Here is a 16,011-nt window from a genome sequence, read left to right as displayed (position 1 = left end):
GCGTCGTGTGCGACGGGACCCGCCGCCGGCCGTGAGGCCTGTCGCACACGACGCGACACCCACGGCCTGTTCATCTCAGCAAGGAATCAACGAACCGATACGCTTCTTCGCGCACGGCCGGCGGGAAATCGTGGCCGCAGTCGGGATGGGCCGCCCGCAGCCGGTCTGTCGCACCGTAGAGCGCGTAGACCGGCGTGGCCGCGCGCAGGCAGTCCTCCACGCCGCTCATGGCGAAGTTGCTGTCCCCCGTGGGGGCGTTCACGAACACTGCCCGCGGGGCGATGGCGCCCAGGACCTCGGTGAAGTCGAAGGGCATCTTCGCCGGGTCGCAGCCGTAGCGCTCCTTGATGCGAGGCATGTAGCCCCTATGCGACCAGCCGCTCAGGTTGCCCCCCATGTACTTGGCGAACGAGTTGAACCCGCAACTGGTCACGGCGACCTTCACCCGCTCGTCGAAGGCTGCCAGGAAGAGCGTGTTGTGCCCGCCCAGGGAATGCCCGATGCAGCCCAGCCGCTCCGGGTCTACCTGCGGCAGGCTCTGCAGCAGATCCAGCGCCCGACGGTGGTTCCAGATGCCCTTCATCGTGGCGCTGGCGTAGCCCATGGCGTACGGGTCGCACTGGTAGCCGCCGTAGCCCGGGTAGTCGGGCGCGAGGGTCACGTAGCCCCGCTGCGCCAGCTCGCGGGCGTAGTGCAGGTTGGCCAGCCCCCCCAGCCCGGCCGGTTCGCCCTTGCCGATACTCGTAGTCTGATGGAGGCACAGCACCGCCGGCAGCTTCCCGGCCCGCTGCGGCAGGAACAGGTACGCCGGAACCCGGTCGCCGGGCTCGGACACGTAGGTGATCTTCAGGCGCCGGCAGTGCAGGCCCAGCGTCTCCTCCAGCACCTGCATGTCCAGTGGGCAGCGGCGGCTTCTGGGCGACATCTCACCCATGACAAGCTGCATGTTGGCCAGGATGTGCGCGCGGCGTCGCTGCCAGTCCTGCGGGGTCGCCACCGCGCGCGCCTGGCCGTGATCGTCCACCGCAACCATCAAGTTGAGCTTGTCAGAGTAGAACGGCGGCTCGGCGCAGACCACAGACATCACCATCCCGGCCATCAGCACACAGACCCATCGCGACACGAGGCTCATGGTGTCCGTCCTCGCCCGGCAGCACGTGGCAGGAGTTTCCTTGACCGCTGCCGAGCGCTGAATTACAATCTTGTTACTAGACTACACTGCCGCATCCTCGGTTGCTGGGGACCCGGAAGGCGGGTGGTGTTAGTGAGTACGGAGGGAGGCCCGGACGCGCCGCAGGCTCCGGAGCCGCGCGCGCAGCGGTCTGGGCGCTGGCGTCTCGTTGTCTGGTGGCTGTTGATGGCCGTCGCCATCGCGGTCGTCTGCAGCTTGCTATGCCGCCCCGGGGGGCCGCTGTACAGCTACGAGTTGAAGACCCTCGACTCCCGCTTCTACTACCGCGCTGAAGTCCACGCCCCCGAACGCGTCGCCATCATCGCCATTGACGATCGCAGCCTCGCCGATCCCGACCTGGGGCGTTGGCCGTGGGACCGCCGGGTGCATGCCCGGCTCCTGCAGAACCTCCAGGCCGACAAGCCCAAGGCCATTGCTTTCGACGTCATCTTCGCCGAACCCTCCAAGAACCCCGCCGATGACGCAGCCCTCGCCGCCGCCTGCCAGGCCAGCGGCAACGTCATTCTCGGTCTGTACCCGGGCCAGCTTCGCAGCCGCGCCGCCGGCGCGGGCAACCCGGAGGCCTTTGCGGTCGCTCCCGCGTTGGTCGCCCATCGTCCTCTGCTGCCGACGGCCGGCGCGATGGTCGCGCCGCAGGCTTCCCTCGGCCAGGTGGCCGCGGGCGCCGGGGCACTTGTGGGCGTGCCTGATCCCGATGGCATCATGCGTCGTGGGGTCTTGCTCGTGCAGGAGATGGCCCGCACGGGCGTCCGCCTCTACCCCACCTTGCTGCTCAAGCTCACCTCGTTCGCGCAGGGCCTGCCCATCGAGAACATGCAGATGGACCTGAGCCGCGCCGCCCAGTTGGGCCCCGGCCGCCAGGTCCCCCTCGATAGCCAGGGCCGCTTCCTGATCAACTTCATCGGCCCACCGGGCACTGTCAAGGCCGTCTCCTACGTGGACGTGCTGCAGGGCCGCTTCAGCCGGGGCACCTTCAAGGACAAGGTGGTCATCGTCGGCTTCACCGCCGAGGGGCTGCTGGACCAGCACCCGACGCCCATGGGACCGAAGATGCCGGGAGTCGAGGTCCTGGCACAGGGCCTGGAGAGCCTGCTGCAGGAGCGCCTGCTCAAGCCAACCCAGCCGTCGGACGCTCTGGGCCTGGTGCTGGTCGTGGCGGTGCTGGCGGCACTGGCAGGAGCCTTCCTGCGGCCCGCCATGGGGCTCTTCGTTGTCGCACTGCTCCTGGCCGGCTACAACGTCCTGGGGCTGAAGGCCTTCTCGCAGTCCGGCGTCGTCTGGCCGGGTCTGGCCCCGAATCTGGCGATGGTGCTGACCTTCGGCGTGATCGCTGTCTTCCGCCTGTGCACGGAGGAGGCCGCCCGCAAGCGCCTGCGCGATGAGTTCGGGCGCTATGCTCCGCCCCAGGTCGTGGCCAAGCTCGACACGGGCGAGATGAAGGTGCGCGCCGCCGGTGTGAAGCGCCCCGTGACGGCGCTCTTCGCCGATGTGCGCGGCTTCACCGCCTGGTCCGCCACAGCGGATCCCCACGATGTCATCGCGGTGCTGAACACGTACTTCGAGTCGGTCACACAGCTCGCCTTCGATGTCGAGGGGACGATTGACAACATCGTCGGGGACGAGATCTTCGTGACGTTCAACGCCATCCAGGACCAGACGGACCACGTGCAGCGGTCGGTGGACCTGGCGATCAACATGATCGCGGCCCTGGACGGGCTCAACGAGCGCTGGGTATCGTCAGGCACCCTTCCGGGGCCGATGCGCATCGGGATCGGCCTCAACACCGGGGAGGCGCTGGTGGGAAGCCTGGGCTCGCACATCCGCACGCAGTACACGGTGCTGGGGCAGGCCATCAACCTGGCCGCGCGTCTGCAGGGCTACAACAAGGAACTGGGGACCACGATCCTGTGCACCAAGGAAGTGGCGGAACGGGTCAGTGATCAGATTGAGACGCGCAGCCACGGCATGCACGAGATTCGCGGGCACCCGGTGCCCATCGAGGTCTTCGAGATCGTCGGACGCAAGACAGGCGCCACCGCGGGAGCATCCTCATCCCCTCCGCCCGTGGCGCCGTCCTGACGCGGTGGTTCACATTCTGTGAGGTGAGACCATGGCCAGCGTAACCTGTGGACGCTGTCGTCATGCCCATCCTCTCGGGGCTCGGGTCTGCGAGGCTTGTGGGAGCAAGCTATTTGATCTTGAGCTGCGACGGGCGATGGGCCGCAATCCTTACTACTGGCTCCAAGGCACGGCCGTTGGGCAGATGGCCCCGTTCTTCGCGGTGGTGGTGCTACTGGTGATGGCGGCTCTGCTGGGGCCCTCGGGAGTGGCCATGCGCCAGCTCCTGCTCGGCTTTGGCCTGGTGGGCATGGTGACCCTGGGTGTCACCTTCCCCCTGATGAAGGGGCACTATGACTTCAGCGCGGGCTCGATCGCGGGGCTGGCGGCGTGTACGGCGGCGGTGCTGTCGCCCTACGGCTACGGGCTGGCAATCGCCGGCGCGCTAGGCGTCGGTCTGCTGCTGGGGGCCATCAATGGCCTCCTCGCCGGCCGCACCCGCATCTCCTCGGCGATGGTGACCATCATGACCGGCGCGGTGGCGCTGCAACTGGTCATGTACGCCACCTCGCGCCTGGACCTCGTCATGGCCGCGCCGGAACTGGCGGCGGTGGGCGAGACCAACGTGGGCGGCATCCCCGTCGTGCTCGCCCTGTTCTTCGTTGCCCTGCTCGGCGCCCGGCTGCTGTTCAACCACGAGACCTTCGCGGCCGTGGGCAGTGCCCCCAACCGCGTGCAAGGCGCCGCCCTGGGCTCGGCGGAGAACGTGCTCATGGCCTTCCTCGCCAGCGGCCTCATCGCCGGTCTGGCCGGACTGCTGATTGCCTCCTCCTCGATGGCCATCATCGGCCCCTCCGGGCAGATGGTCTGGATGCTGACCCCGCTGACCGCCGCGCTCATCGGCGGCGGGTCGGTCACCAGCGGCAACGGCAACCTGCGCACTGCCACGATCGGCGCGGCGGTCATCGCCCTGATCAACTGGCTCGTGAACCAACTGCGCATGCCGATTGCCGGCCCGATTGCCGAGGCGCCGCTGCTGATCATCGGCCTGCTGGCCGACCGGTGGCAGAACATGACCGCCTACATGATCGCTCAGGCCCGGCGGGGGAACCTGCTGGCCCTGCCCGACGACATGCAGTTGCCGATGGTGGTGCGCGTATGGCGCCAGACGTCCTGGCCGGTGCGCATCGCCGGTGCCCTGGGGATGCTCGCTCTCTTCGCCGGTCTCTATGTCTACGTGGCCTTCTATGTGGTGGGCCGCGTGCCCGAGGGCACGGCGATCGTGAGCGACATGAACGGCGTCGTGCAGGTGGCCCACCGGACCACGCAGGCCCTGCAGCCGGCGGTTCGGGGCGAGAAGCTCTTCCCGGGCGACCTGGTGGTCACGGGCCGCCAGTCACACGCCTTCCTGCGCTTCCACGATGGTAGTGAGATGCGCCTGTTCCAGAACACCGAGATGCGGGTCGAGAACCTGGAGATGCTCGAGAACGGCGGCGTCATCACCTCCTTGCGGGTCAACGTCGGGGCTTTCTTCACCAAGGTCCGCAAGATGATGAGCCGCCAGTCGTCCTTCTCGGTGGACACCCCGCTGCTGACCCTCGGCGTGCGCGGCACGGCCTTCCAGTTGGAGATCGGCAAGCAGCAGGGAGCGGTGGCGGTCAACGAGGGCGCGGTGTCCATCACCCGTGCGGTTCGACTGGACGAGGGCTTCGGTCTGGAGCGATGGGCGCAGGACGAGCGCACCGTCCAGGCCGGTAAGCGCGCCAACGCCGGTGAGACGACTCTCGTCGAGAACATGACCAAGCAAGAGGTGGACCGTCTGCAGGCCACTGAGAAGGGCCTGCTGGAGACCAGCCGTCAGACACGCGTGGCGGCGCTGAGAACGCGTGCCCCCAAGGGCCTGTGGGTCTTCATCATCATCGGCTACCTGATCTTCATCGCCATCCTCAAGCCCGAGCCGCACATGTACATCGCCGATGTCATGGCCAAGCGCGCTGACTTCTTCACCGCCAAGCACGCCCACAGCGCGACCGACTCGCCGCGCTCGGCAGCCCTGGCCCAGATGCACATCCGGGCCGGCAACTGGGACGAAGCGCGCGAGGAAGTCAAGTCCATCATTGAGAACGACCCCAATAGCCAGTATGGCGAATGGGCGCAGCGGTTCTGGATCGAGATGGAGAAACAGCGACGGCGACGGGGCGGCTGAGGCAAGCCGGACGGTGGACGTCGCCGTTAACCGCCGCCACACCCCGGGGCGGCATCCGCGACGCGGATCTCCTGTGAGGTCCGCGTCGCGCCGTGTCCCCCCCGGCCTGCCCGTGCGGGAAGGGGCGGCGGTGTCCGGGGCGAATAGTGGCGCACATCCTACCCCCACGGAGGCTCACCATGGCCCTTGTCATCAACCCGGAGGCGGAGGCCGTCGTTGAGGTCGCCCGCCTCATGTGCATTGCGGCGCGCACGGCCCCCAAGGCCTGCGGCATAGACCAGATCGTCACTGCCATCGTGGCCACACCTGAAGACAGGGAGGCGCTGGCGGCCGAGATGCGGCGTTGCGCGGAGGAGTTCAGTGCACCGTTCTTCGCCCGCGATGCGCAGAACCTGACCAACTCGGACGCCTGCGTGATCATCGGCACCAAGCTGGACCGGCGGCATGTCCCGGGCTGCGACCTGTGCGGCTTCCCGGGCTGCGAAGCCAGCGAACAGGCCGGGGCCCGCTGCGCCCTGATGGTGGGCGATCTGGGCATCGCGCTCGGGTCGGCGGCGTCGGTGGCGATGGACCACCGCGTAGACAACCGGATCATGTACACAATCGGTAGAGCTGCGGTGCGCTTGGGGCTCTTGGGGCCGGAGGTGGCGCTGGCGCACGGCCTGCCGCTGTCGGTGCGAGGCAAGAGCATCTACTTTGACCGGAAATAGGCGGTGCGAGGCGGAAAAAGGGTCTTGTCGGGAAAGAATATAATGATATACTCAAAGGCACTTCAGCCACAGGAGTCCCGACCATGACCGACCAGTTCTGCGACTTCGACCACCCCAAGCGCCATGGTTTGGAGCATCACGGCTTCAAGAACGTCGGCAACGTCTACTGGACGCCCACCACCCCGACCCTCTATGAACAGGTCGTGCGACGCCGTGAGGGCATCCTGTGCCACCTCGGCCCCATCGCTGTCCGCACCGGCCACCACACCGGCCGCTCCCCTGACGACAAGTTCATCGTCAAGGAGCCGACCAGCGAAGACCACGTCTGGTGGGGCGATGTCAACAAACCCTTCGAGCAGGAGCGCTTCAACGCCCTCTACCAGCGCCTGATGGCCTACGTCCAGGGCCGCGACCTGTTCGTCCAGGACTGCTTCGTGGGCGCAGACCCGCAGTACAGCATGCCCATCCGCGTCATCACCGAGAACGCCTGGCAGAGCCTGTTCACCCGCAACATGTTCATCCAGATCAAGGACCGGGCCAAGCTCGACGAGCATCGCCCTGAGTTCCGCGTCCTGGCCTTCCCGCACTTCCACGCGCTTCCCGAACTCGACAAGACCAACTCCGAGGCCTTCATCATTGTAGACTTCGGCCAAAAGACAGTCATGATCGGCGGCACCTCGTACGCCGGGGAGATCAAGAAGTCGGTCTTCACGATCCTGAACTACTACCTGCCGCAACAGGAAGTCCTGTCCATGCACTGCTCGGCCAACATGGGCCGCACCGGCGACGTGGCCCTGTTCTTCGGCCTGTCGGGGACGGGCAAGACGACCCTGTCGGCCGATGTCGAGCGCCGCCTGATCGGTGACGACGAGCATGGCTGGAGCGACAACGGGATCTTCAACTTCGAGGGCGGCTGCTACGCCAAGGTCATCAACCTCTCGCGCGAAGCCGAGCCGGAGATCTATGAGTGCACCCGCCGCTTCGGCACCATCCTCGAGAATGTGATGGTGGACAACGAGACGCGGCGCGTGGACCTCGACGATGCAACTCTGACGGAGAACACGCGAGCCGGCTACCCGATCAGCCACCTGCCCAACGCCATCCGCGAGGGGCGCGGCCCGCACCCCAAGAACATTGTGCTGCTCACCTGCGATGCCTTCGGCGTGCTGCCGGCCATCTCCAAGCTCACGACCGAGCAGGCCATGTACCAGTTCCTGTCGGGCTACACGGCACGCGTGGCCGGCACCGAGAGCGGCATGGGCAGCGAACCGAAGGCCACGTTCAGCGCCTGCTTTGGCGCGCCCTTCATGGCCCTGCCGCCGACCTTCTATACCCAGATGTTCGGCGACCGCGTGCGCAAGCACAACGTGAAGTGCTGGCTGGTCAACACGGGCTGGCAGGGCGGCTCCGCCGCCTCCGGCGCCAAGCGCATCTCGATCCAGCACACCCGGGCGCTGGTCCGGGCGGCGCTCTCCGGCGCGCTCGACGATGTCCCGACGGTGCGCGATCCCCTCTTCGGGGTCGAGGTGCCGACCGAGTGCCCTGGCGTCCCGCCCGAGGTTCTGCGGCCCCGCGAGCAGTGGGCTGATGCGGCCGCCTACGACGTCCAGGCTGCGACACTGGTCGGGCTGTTCCAGAAGAACATGGACAAGTTCAGGGGGCAGGTAGCGGACGAGATCATCGCCGCCGGGCCGCAGCAGCGGTCCTAGGCGTTGAGGCTGTAGACACACACCGACAGGCGCGGGTCACCCCGCGCCTGTTGTCATTGGGGCAGGACGATGTCCGCCACCACCAGCAGGTGATCCGAGAGGCCTCCGCGCACGCCGCGCAGCCGCACCGGCGTGACCTCCGGGCTGCAGAAGACTTGGTCAATGCGGATCATCGGGTGGTCGCGACGATAGGTGTACCCCCAGCCCAGCCCGCACACGTCAAAGGCGTCCGTCGTCGCCGCGGCAATGTGCCGGTACGGATCGCTCCCCGGAGGGCTGTTGAAGTCCCCCACCACCAGGCGGGGCCCCTTCGTGTGCTCGAGCCACTCCTGCACCGCCTCCGCCTCCAGGCGCCGCGCTGCAGCGGTGCGCTGCAGGAAGCCCCCCAGGTCGTACCGGTGGCGCCGGATCGTGCGCCCCGTGAACGCGGTCAGAAAGTGGACGTTGAGCACGGTCAGCGTCCCCTGGGGCAGCTTGATCTTCGTCTCCAGGCCCCACCGGTAGTTCGGATAGGGTCCCAGACGGATGGCCCTCTCAGCCTCGATGTGACCCGTCGTGAGGGTCGTCACTTCGTGCGTGTGCGCCGTCTCCGCGCCGCGCAGGACGGTGGCGAAGGTGTCGCGCCGTGCCTCCTGCAGGCACACGATCTGCGGCTCCTGCTCGGCCAGAGCCACGCCCAGGGCCGCCGCGTTCCTGAAGTCCTCATGGACGTTCCAGGTCGCCACACGGATGCGCTCGGCGGGCTGAGTACGCAGGCGGTGCGTTGGGAAGGAGGGGGGCATGAGCACCCCGACCCCCACGGCGATGAGCGCCAGGTTCGCCCATATCAGGCGTTTGCGCCAGCAGATGACCGCGAAGAACAGGGGGACGCCCACCGGGAGTACGAACAGCAACTGCGGCGCGTAGCGCGCCACATAGGCCGGCACGAAGCTGTCGCTCACGGCGTGCTCGAGGATGAGGACGGCCAGCAGGTACAGGCCTGCCAGCACCGTCCACAGCAGGCACCAGACACGTGTACAACCCCAGAATGTGCGCCGCGCGCGCGGCGTCGGCGTCGTCCCCCCGCTGTTGCGGTTTCGATGGCTCATGTTGCTTTGCTGGCGCGGCGCCCCGGGACGGCCGCGATACGGGAGGCAGGGGGGGCAGCGGCCGCCACCGGGCGAGCCCCTGCCCCTCCGCTGACTTCACAACTGTGCTCTGTGCTACGCCTTCGCCTCGCGGGCCTTCTGTTCGGCCAGCAGACGCGCGCGCAGGGCGTGCCACTGCGCGTCGTTGAAGTTCAGCGGGAAGTCAATCTTCGTGTTCTCATAGATGGACTGTTGGGCGCCTAGCAGCGACTGGACGACCACGCGCCCCGTCTCCCAGCGGTTGTGGTGGAGCGCCTTGCCGTCCAGGTGGTCCGCCACGGCCGCCGTGAAGTCGCGCTGGCCCCACCGGCCCTGCTTGTCCCAACTGCTCTCGCCGTGGACGGGCTCGGCCATGCCCTCGGTTTGGTACCAGTAGCCCTTGTTCTGGGTCAGGTACAGGCGGCCCTTGGAGCCCAGGAAGTCGAAGTGCAGGTGCATCCAGAAGCTCTGCTCATTGGGTGTGCCCACGACGTCCTCGCCGCACTCGAAGATGACCCGGACGTTGGGCGACTGTTGCCAGTCGCACGGCAGCCAGTACTCGGCCAGCAGGTGCTCGGGGGAGCGGTGGGTGTCACGGTAGTCCGGCTTGCCCTCCTGCGACTCCCAGATCTCGTAGCCCATCGCCCACACCGACAGCGGCGTCGGCCGGCCCAGGAACAGCAGCAGCAGGTCCATCATGTGCGGCCCCATGGACATCGAGTTGCCCTTGGCCCCGCAATGCACCATGTAGACCTCGCCCAGCTTGCTTTGCACGATGTCGCTGATGGTGCCATCGTTGAACTGCGGGAAGTAGCTGCGCTGGGTGTTGGTGATGATCTCCATGCCGGTGCTGTTGTGCACCCCATCCAGCCCGGTGACATCGGAGGGCAGCACGGCGACCGGCTTCTCGATGATGCAGGCCTTGACGCCGGCGTCGGCGGCCGTCTGCGCTTCCCAGACGCGATGGGCCGGGTGGGTCACGAAGTGCACCACGTCGGGCTTCACCTTGTCCAGCGCCTCGTGCAGGTCCGTGTAGCCCTCGGGGATGCCGTAGGTCTGCTTGTAGTGCTCGACCCGTTCAGGCAGCAAATCGCAGCAAGCGACCAGGTCCATGTTGGGGATGTCGCGGTAGACGTCGGCGTGCTCGGTCGCGCGCGCGCCGCAGCCTACGAGTAGTGAACGGTAGTTGGCCATGTCTGCTCTCCTCTTTGCCGGTCCCCCGGCTCTCGCTTGATCGCTACTTGGGCGGGTAGAGCTGCTTGAGCGTGCTCGCCGCCGTCTTGGTCGCCGCCCAGTCGCCGGCCTCGTTGGGCACCACCTGCACCACCACGGTGTAGTCCAGCTTCTCCCCTGCCTTGAGCTGCCGCGCGCCGTTGGCCTGGTAGTAGAACTTGTGGTAGCGGCTCGCATCCAGGTCCCAGATCTTCGCGGCGCTGCCGGGCCCGGTGATGACCTGCGGAGTATAGCACAAGAACCCATAGCGCAGGTTCGGCTCCACTTGCGCCACCCAGCGGGTGTCCTGGTTGACCGCAAAGCCGCCGGCGCTCTTCAACTCCCCCTCGGTGGAGCTGCCGTCAGGAAGCTCGGCGGCCCATTTGGTCGTGGTCGGCACGAAGCAGTGCATAAAGTAGTACAGCAGCTTCAGCTCGCAGGCTTCGGTGGCCTCGAGTTCCGTGCGCTCGATGATCCGGTCATCGCTGACCTCGATCTCGGCATGGCACTTGAGCTTCCAGATCAGCGAGTCCTTCACCAACAGCAGCTTGGAGCCCGTGAGCGTCTGGTCGACCGCTACCGGCTGCTCCTTGCCGTCCACCACCACCTTGAGGGCCTGCACGATCTCGCGGCCGCCCTCGGTGTGCCCCGTGCCCCAGAAGTTGCTGCCGGCGGGGATCATCACGGTGCCATAGAAGCCCCGCTCGTGCGCGATCACGTTGCCGTCATACAGGATCTTGTAGATGGTCCAGGCCTGCTTGGCCGACAGGGGCACGGTGTAGTGCGCCGTCTTGAAGGTCAGCACGCCGTCCTCGGGGATGCCCTCGGCATACGTGGCATCCGGACCGGTCGGCTCCTTCGCGGGGAAGCGCGTCTGCAAGGCCTTCGCGACCTCCAGCGCCTTCTGCTCCCAGGTGTCGGGAGTGGCGGCGAAGGGCTGCATCACCATCGTCAACTCCAACTTCGTGCCCTTGGCCAGGGCGCCCTTCATCGGCTGGACCAGCAGCTTGTGGTAGGTGTCCTTGTCCCAGAAGGCGTGGAAGGCGCCGGGGCCGCTCAGGGGCTCGATGAAGTAGGCCAGCGTGCCGACACCCAGTGCCGGGTCGTACTGGGCTATCCAGCGCACCGGCGTGCCGGGCTTGTTGCCGCCATCGGCGTTGAACTCCCCGCGCTGCAGGTTGCCGCGCAGCGGCTTGGCCAGCCAGTTCTTCGCCTGCGGCCACAGCGAGTAGATGAAGCCGTAGAAGGACCCGAGGCTCACGTCCTCGGTCGCCTCGAAGACGTGGCGCTGGACGAACAGGTCCTTCTCGAAGGTGGTCTCGGCGGTGTGCTTGATGCCGGCCAGCATGGACTCCTTGCTGACCGTGACTGTGTCGCCGGTGATGGTCTGCGGCGGGGCGAGGGTCACTTCCTTCCCGTCCGCGACGACCTTGAGCGCGGTGACGGTCTCGCTCTGCGCCCGCATGCCGCCGCCGTACCACTGTCCGCCGACGCTGATGGCGGCGCCACGTCCGCCGGCGGGCAGGATGAGCTGTTTGTCGCCCAGGTTCAGGCTCGAGATGTTCCAGGCGTTGGCCGACTCCAGCGCCACCTGCAGGTCTCCGACCTTGATCGTTACGGCGCCATCGGGCACACCACCGGCCAGCAGCGCGGCCAGCATCAGGTTCAGCATGGGGCACCTCCTCAGAGCCTGGTCATGTTCGCTCCCGTGCTCCCGCTGACCTGCCTGTCACACGAGGGCTCAAGCCGGCGGCCCCATCGTCCGAGATTCTCTACACTACGCTGACTATGGAGGTCCTGATGCCGCGCCGTTTCTGCCCGGCTCTTGTGCTGCCGGCGTTGCTGCTCTGTGCCGTCGTGTGGGCGGACGACTGCACCGTGAGCTTCCCCCGTCTGGCCAACGCCTACTTCACGGACGAGACGCGTGACCTGACGCTGAGCCTGCCTGCCCCGCGACGGACCGTGAGCGTCCGGGTGACGGACTACTACGGCGCGTGCCGCTATGTGTCCAGCATCGGCGTGGGGGGCACACAGGCCGTGTCGCTGACGCTGCCGTCCTTTGGCGTCGGTCACTACACGCTCGATCTGAAGTGGCCGTCCGGGACCCACCGGGAGACATTCTGTGTGCTGCCGCGCCCCTATGAGGACCCGGGTGACTACTCGATCTTTGGCCTGTGCCCCGGCAACGGCTCGACCGATGAGATTCTGGAGACGGCCGCGCAGATGGGAGTGCGCCTGGTGCGCCAGACGGTGCCCTGGCCGCCCTTTGAGCCGCAGCGCGGGGTGTGGCGGACGGACCTGCTGGAGGACTGGTACGCCATGGCTGCCCGCCACGGCATCCAGATGATGCTGGTCCTGGGCTATACGCCCAGCTTCCTGGCCGAGAAGCCCGCCAACACCTTCAGCGACGTCTGGGCGAACAACGCCGTCTTCACCTGGCACCCAACGGAGCCCAACGAGTACGGGCTATACCTCGACCAGGTGACCGGCTTCGCCCGCAACAAGACCGTCTCGTGGCCCGCGACGGGCGTCATGCCGGCGCAGGGCCGGCCGTCCCGCCAGTCCCTGCCCTGGACGCACAGTTGGGAGATGTGGAACGAGGCGGACATCTGCTTCTACATGGGCGACTGGAACCGCTACATGGAGCTGCTGCACATGAGCTGGGCTGCGGGGCGACGGCGGGTCCCCGAGGCTCCGATGGTGTACGGGGGCTCGACGGGCAACTGGGCCGCCATGGGCATGATGGCCTCGGGGTCGCCCAAGCACTGCTTCGACTACGTCGGGCTGCACACGGGGGGCGACGTCGAGGAGGCACTGCGCATCTGGTACTCCGGCTCCCAGCAGATCCCCTGGTGCGTCGGCGCTCCGCGTGAGACGTCGCACACCGAGTGCTATGCCCAGGGCCGCCGCGGGTCCGCGGACTACACCACCTACCAGGAGACACCGGGTGAGCTGCTGCGGTGCTACCTGACGCTGAAGGCCTGGCGGGAGGTGTCCTTCTTCCGTTCGGGGTGCCTGGGGGGCTACATCGGCACCGATGAGGACTACGCTCCCGGCACGGCCCTGCTGCGGGCTGACACGGGCAAGCTGCAGCCCACGCCCCTGTACCCGGCCTTCGCGGCCACGCGCAAGCTGCTCTCCGATGCGGTGGAGGTGGGGCCGGTCAACCTGGGCGACCACATCACGGCGCACCTGTTTCTCAAGCACGGGGCGCCCATGCTGGCCGCCTGGTCGGATGACGGGGCGACCGCGACCATCAGCCTCTCGCGGACGGCCGTGAAGATTGACCCGTTCGGCAAGTGCACCAGCCTGGGCGGCGGCACGAGCGTCACGGTCCGCCTCACCGCGGAGCCGCTGGTGATCCTGGGGGTCAGTGACACGCGCTACCTCCCCGAAGCCTTCCGGCGACGGTTCGACCTGCTGACCACCACGCCCTACGGCACCCCCCAGGCCAGCTCGACCTGCTTCGTGTGGTACGCCAACCCCATGGAGCAGGACCTGGCGGACCTGCTCGGGCCCAGCCGCTTCACCCTCCTCGCGACCGCGGTCCAGCAGGTGGAAACGGCCCTCGCCACGACGCCGTCGGCGGCGCCGCAGGCCCTGGTGACAGCACAGAACGCCTGCATGTCCCTGAGCGTGTGGTTGCTGCACACCTGCACCGCCGGCGAGGAGGTGCCGGTGAAGGTCGCCAACAACCTGTGGCGCCTGGCGCGCATGGAGGAATGGCTGGGCGAGATTGCCGACGACCGCAGCGGGGTGTGGAACAACCTGGCCCTGCCCGGGGCCACGGTGCAGGCCATGAACCGCTACCTGGACACGATCCGCTCCGGCCTGGTCGCCCGCCATCCCGATGCCGAACTGCCCGTGGCCGACCATCTGCTTCAGCGCTGCCTGTGGACCAAGTGGCGCCTGAACCAGGTCCAACGGCGCGGCACGTATACAGCCCTGCTCCACAAGGCCCAGGTCGCCTACTACCTCAACGCCCTGGAGAAGCCCGTCGTCCTGCGCGTCGTGCCAATCGTGGACTTCAGCACCGGGCAGTCGTTCCGCAAAGCGCGGATGCTGGAGCCCGGCCAGACGCACATCTTGAACGTGTGGGCCTACAACTACCTGGGGCACGAGACCAGCGGCACGCTGCAGCTCAGGCTGCCGGCGGGGTGGTCGCCGGCCACCGTGCGAGTGCCCTTCCGGGCCGGGGCCGGACAGCCGTCGGCCATGGCCCCGGTGTCGGTCACGCTCCCGGACGAGCCGGAGCCGTGGGTGCAGGCCGCGACCTTCACGATGGACGGCTACCTCAACGTCAGCCTGCCCGCTTCACTGGCGGACCGGCCGCTGCTGGAAGTGGACGGGACGCTGGACTCGGGGCCCTCCCTGGAGACGATGTCCTACTTCGTGAACGTCGGGCGGTGGCTGGATGGCGCGTCCGTCAGCTCTGCGGCCACCGCACGCCTCACCAGCGCGCAGGCCGCGGCCAACGAGGCGCTGCAGTTGCCCCCGGCGGTCAAGGCGGCGCAGACGCGCAGCATCGTCCAGCAGATGCGGAGCCTGAGCCAGGGGCTCCGGACCGCCAGAGCGATGGAGTAGCGCCAGGGGGGAGGGCGGGTCAGAAGGGATAGCCGGTGGGCAGGAAGTGCTGGACGTACTGGGCGCGGGCGAAGCGGTCGGTCATGCCGGCGATGTAGTCGGTGACGGCGCGGGCGCGCCGTCGCGTGTCGTCGGGGACCAGCCCGGTGGCCTCGAAGAGCGCCGCGTCATTGGTCATGTAGACCTCGAACAGGCCCCCAATGATGCCGCGCACCTTCCTGACCTCATTCATCAGCTCGGGCCGGTAGTAGACCTGGTCGAACATGAACCGGCGCAGGGCGTCGGTCGCCTCGATCATCTCGGGACCCATGGTGACCCGCGGCTGGTCGAGGCTCTGGTCAATCACGTCGGTGACCATGCGCCCCACGCGCTGGCCGTGCCGGTAGCCCAACACCCGCAGCACGTCGGGCGGCACATCATCCTGGGTCAGCAGGCCCGCCCGGAGGCAATCGTCCAGGTCGTGGTTCAGGTAGGCGATACGGTCCGACAGGCGGATGATCATCGCTTCGAGCGTCATCTCGCCTGCCCCGCCCTGGTCGGAGCCTGCGAGCACCTCGGCCAGGTCTGACTCGCCCTTGCTGTGCTGCACGATGCCCAGGCGCGTCTCGACGGTCAGGTTCAGGCCCGACCCGTCGCGCTCCAGCTCGTCTACCACGCGCAGGCTGTGCTCGTAGTGGTTGAAGCCGCCCTCCGGGTCGTAGCGGCGGTAGGCTTCGTCCAGCGCGGCCTCACCGGAATGGCCGAAGGGGGTGTGGCCGACGTCATGGGCCAGCGCGATGGCCTCGGTCAGCTCCTCATTCAGGCGCAGTGCCTTCGCGATGGTGCGGCCGATCTGCGACACGTCGAGCGTGTGGGTCAGGCGCGTGCGCAAGTGGTCTTCGTGCGGCGAGATAAAGACCTGTGTCTTGTGCGCGAGGCGGCGGAAGGCGCGACAGAGGTGGATGATGCGGTCGCGATCGCGCTGGTAGTCGGTGCGGACGGGATCGGGCTGTTCGGGCACGCGCCGGCCGCGGCTCTCAGCGCTGAGCTGCGCGTACGGGCTGAGGTGCTCACGCTCCCACTGCTCGGTGCGTTCGCGGATGGTCATGGCGTTGGGCAGTTCGCCAGGGCGGGCCACGCGACCTGCCGCCATGGCGCTGTTGGAGGGGCCGGCTATCAGCCGGCCCGCCGTAGGGTCATCCCGCTGCTTGGCAACGTGCGCCAGAGCGGCGGGCCGGATGGTATCCGGCCCCTC

At 67.7% G+C, this 16,011-nt stretch carries 10 protein-coding genes; 5 read left to right on the top strand and 5 right to left on the bottom strand.

Translation table 11 applies throughout. From position 1 onward, the window contains the following. Window positions 1-70: 70 nt before the first annotated feature. Entirely contained in the window at window positions 71-1,132 is a 1,062-nt protein-coding gene (locus LLH23_23155; protein ID MCE5241374.1) for an alpha/beta fold hydrolase, read from the bottom strand. 225 nt (window positions 1,133-1,357) lie between these two features. On the opposite strand from LLH23_23155, the gene LLH23_23150 reads away from it, so the two are divergent. From LLH23_23150 to pckA, 4 genes are all read left to right on the top strand, one after another. Next, entirely contained in the window at window positions 1,358-3,271 is a 1,914-nt protein-coding gene (locus LLH23_23150; GenBank protein MCE5241373.1) for an adenylate/guanylate cyclase domain-containing protein, read from the top strand. A gap of 136 nt (window positions 3,272-3,407) precedes the next feature. Further along, window positions 3,408-5,456 carry a FecR domain-containing protein gene (locus LLH23_23145; protein ID MCE5241372.1) on the top strand — a complete coding sequence of 683 codons (2,049 nt, stop codon included), beginning with the start codon at window positions 3,408-3,410 and terminating at the stop codon, window positions 5,454-5,456. Window positions 5,457-5,635: 179 nt separating this feature from the next. Then, complete coding sequence (locus tag LLH23_23140) at window positions 5,636-6,166, top strand: DUF2148 domain-containing protein (protein MCE5241371.1); 531 nt, start codon at window positions 5,636-5,638, stop codon at window positions 6,164-6,166. An 83-nt stretch (window positions 6,167-6,249) separates the two neighbouring features. Next, complete coding sequence (gene pckA, locus LLH23_23135) at window positions 6,250-7,875, top strand: phosphoenolpyruvate carboxykinase (ATP) (protein MCE5241370.1); 1,626 nt, start codon at window positions 6,250-6,252, stop codon at window positions 7,873-7,875. Window positions 7,876-7,928: 53 nt separating this feature from the next. On the opposite strand, the gene LLH23_23130 is transcribed toward pckA, so the two are convergent. The 3 genes from LLH23_23130 to LLH23_23120 form a co-directional block, all read right to left on the bottom strand. Continuing rightward, window positions 7,929-8,963 carry an endonuclease/exonuclease/phosphatase family protein gene (locus LLH23_23130; protein MCE5241369.1) on the bottom strand — a complete coding sequence of 345 codons (1,035 nt, stop codon included), beginning with the start codon at window positions 8,961-8,963 and terminating at the stop codon, window positions 7,929-7,931. A gap of 114 nt (window positions 8,964-9,077) precedes the next feature. Continuing rightward, window positions 9,078-10,175: a Gfo/Idh/MocA family oxidoreductase gene (locus tag LLH23_23125; protein MCE5241368.1), complete on the bottom strand. Its 1,098-nt coding sequence runs from the start codon at window positions 10,173-10,175 to the stop codon at window positions 9,078-9,080. 43 nt (window positions 10,176-10,218) lie between these two features. Continuing rightward, entirely contained in the window at window positions 10,219-11,865 is a 1,647-nt protein-coding gene (locus LLH23_23120) for a hypothetical protein (GenBank protein ID MCE5241367.1), read from the bottom strand. A 128-nt stretch (window positions 11,866-11,993) separates the two neighbouring features. Between LLH23_23120 and LLH23_23115 the strand changes: the two genes are divergently transcribed. Further along, on the top strand, window positions 11,994-14,777 hold the full coding sequence (locus LLH23_23115; GenBank protein MCE5241366.1) for a hypothetical protein: 2,784 nt from the start codon (window positions 11,994-11,996) through the stop codon (window positions 14,775-14,777). Between the two features lie 19 nt (window positions 14,778-14,796). Here LLH23_23115 and LLH23_23110 read toward each other — a convergent pair whose 3' ends face one another. Beyond that, on the bottom strand, window positions 14,797-15,864 hold the full coding sequence (locus LLH23_23110) for a deoxyguanosinetriphosphate triphosphohydrolase (GenBank protein MCE5241365.1): 1,068 nt from the start codon (window positions 15,862-15,864) through the stop codon (window positions 14,797-14,799). Between the last annotated feature and the right edge of the window lie 147 nt (window positions 15,865-16,011).

It is taken from the genome of bacterium, from assembly GCA_021372615.1.
GTDB lineage: Bacteria > Armatimonadota > Zipacnadia > Zipacnadales > UBA11051 > JAJFUB01.
The sequence above is the reverse complement of the archived record's forward strand: the minus strand, read 5'-3'. Positions and strand labels throughout refer to the sequence as shown.

What these genes read in the sequence shown, in the direction of transcription:
- LLH23_23155 (MCE5241374.1), bottom strand. Translation starts at nt 1,132, where the DNA reads ATGAGCCTCGTGTCGCGATGGGTCTGTGTGCTGATGGCCGGGATGGTG.
- LLH23_23150 (MCE5241373.1), top strand. Translation starts at nt 1,358, where the DNA reads ATGGCCGTCGCCATCGCGGTCGTCTGCAGCTTGCTATGCCGCCCCGGG.
- LLH23_23145 (MCE5241372.1), top strand. Translation starts at nt 3,408, where the DNA reads ATGGGCCGCAATCCTTACTACTGGCTCCAAGGCACGGCCGTTGGGCAG.
- LLH23_23140 (MCE5241371.1), top strand. Translation starts at nt 5,636, where the DNA reads ATGGCCCTTGTCATCAACCCGGAGGCGGAGGCCGTCGTTGAGGTCGCC.
- pckA (MCE5241370.1), top strand. Translation starts at nt 6,250, where the DNA reads ATGACCGACCAGTTCTGCGACTTCGACCACCCCAAGCGCCATGGTTTG.
- LLH23_23130 (MCE5241369.1), bottom strand. Translation starts at nt 8,963, where the DNA reads ATGAGCCATCGAAACCGCAACAGCGGGGGGACGACGCCGACGCCGCGC.
- LLH23_23125 (MCE5241368.1), bottom strand. Translation starts at nt 10,175, where the DNA reads ATGGCCAACTACCGTTCACTACTCGTAGGCTGCGGCGCGCGCGCGACC.
- LLH23_23120 (MCE5241367.1), bottom strand. Translation starts at nt 11,865, where the DNA reads ATGCTGAACCTGATGCTGGCCGCGCTGCTGGCCGGTGGTGTGCCCGAT.
- LLH23_23115 (MCE5241366.1), top strand. Translation starts at nt 11,994, where the DNA reads ATGCCGCGCCGTTTCTGCCCGGCTCTTGTGCTGCCGGCGTTGCTGCTC.
- LLH23_23110 (MCE5241365.1), bottom strand. Translation starts at nt 15,864, where the DNA reads ATGACCATCCGCGAACGCACCGAGCAGTGGGAGCGTGAGCACCTCAGC.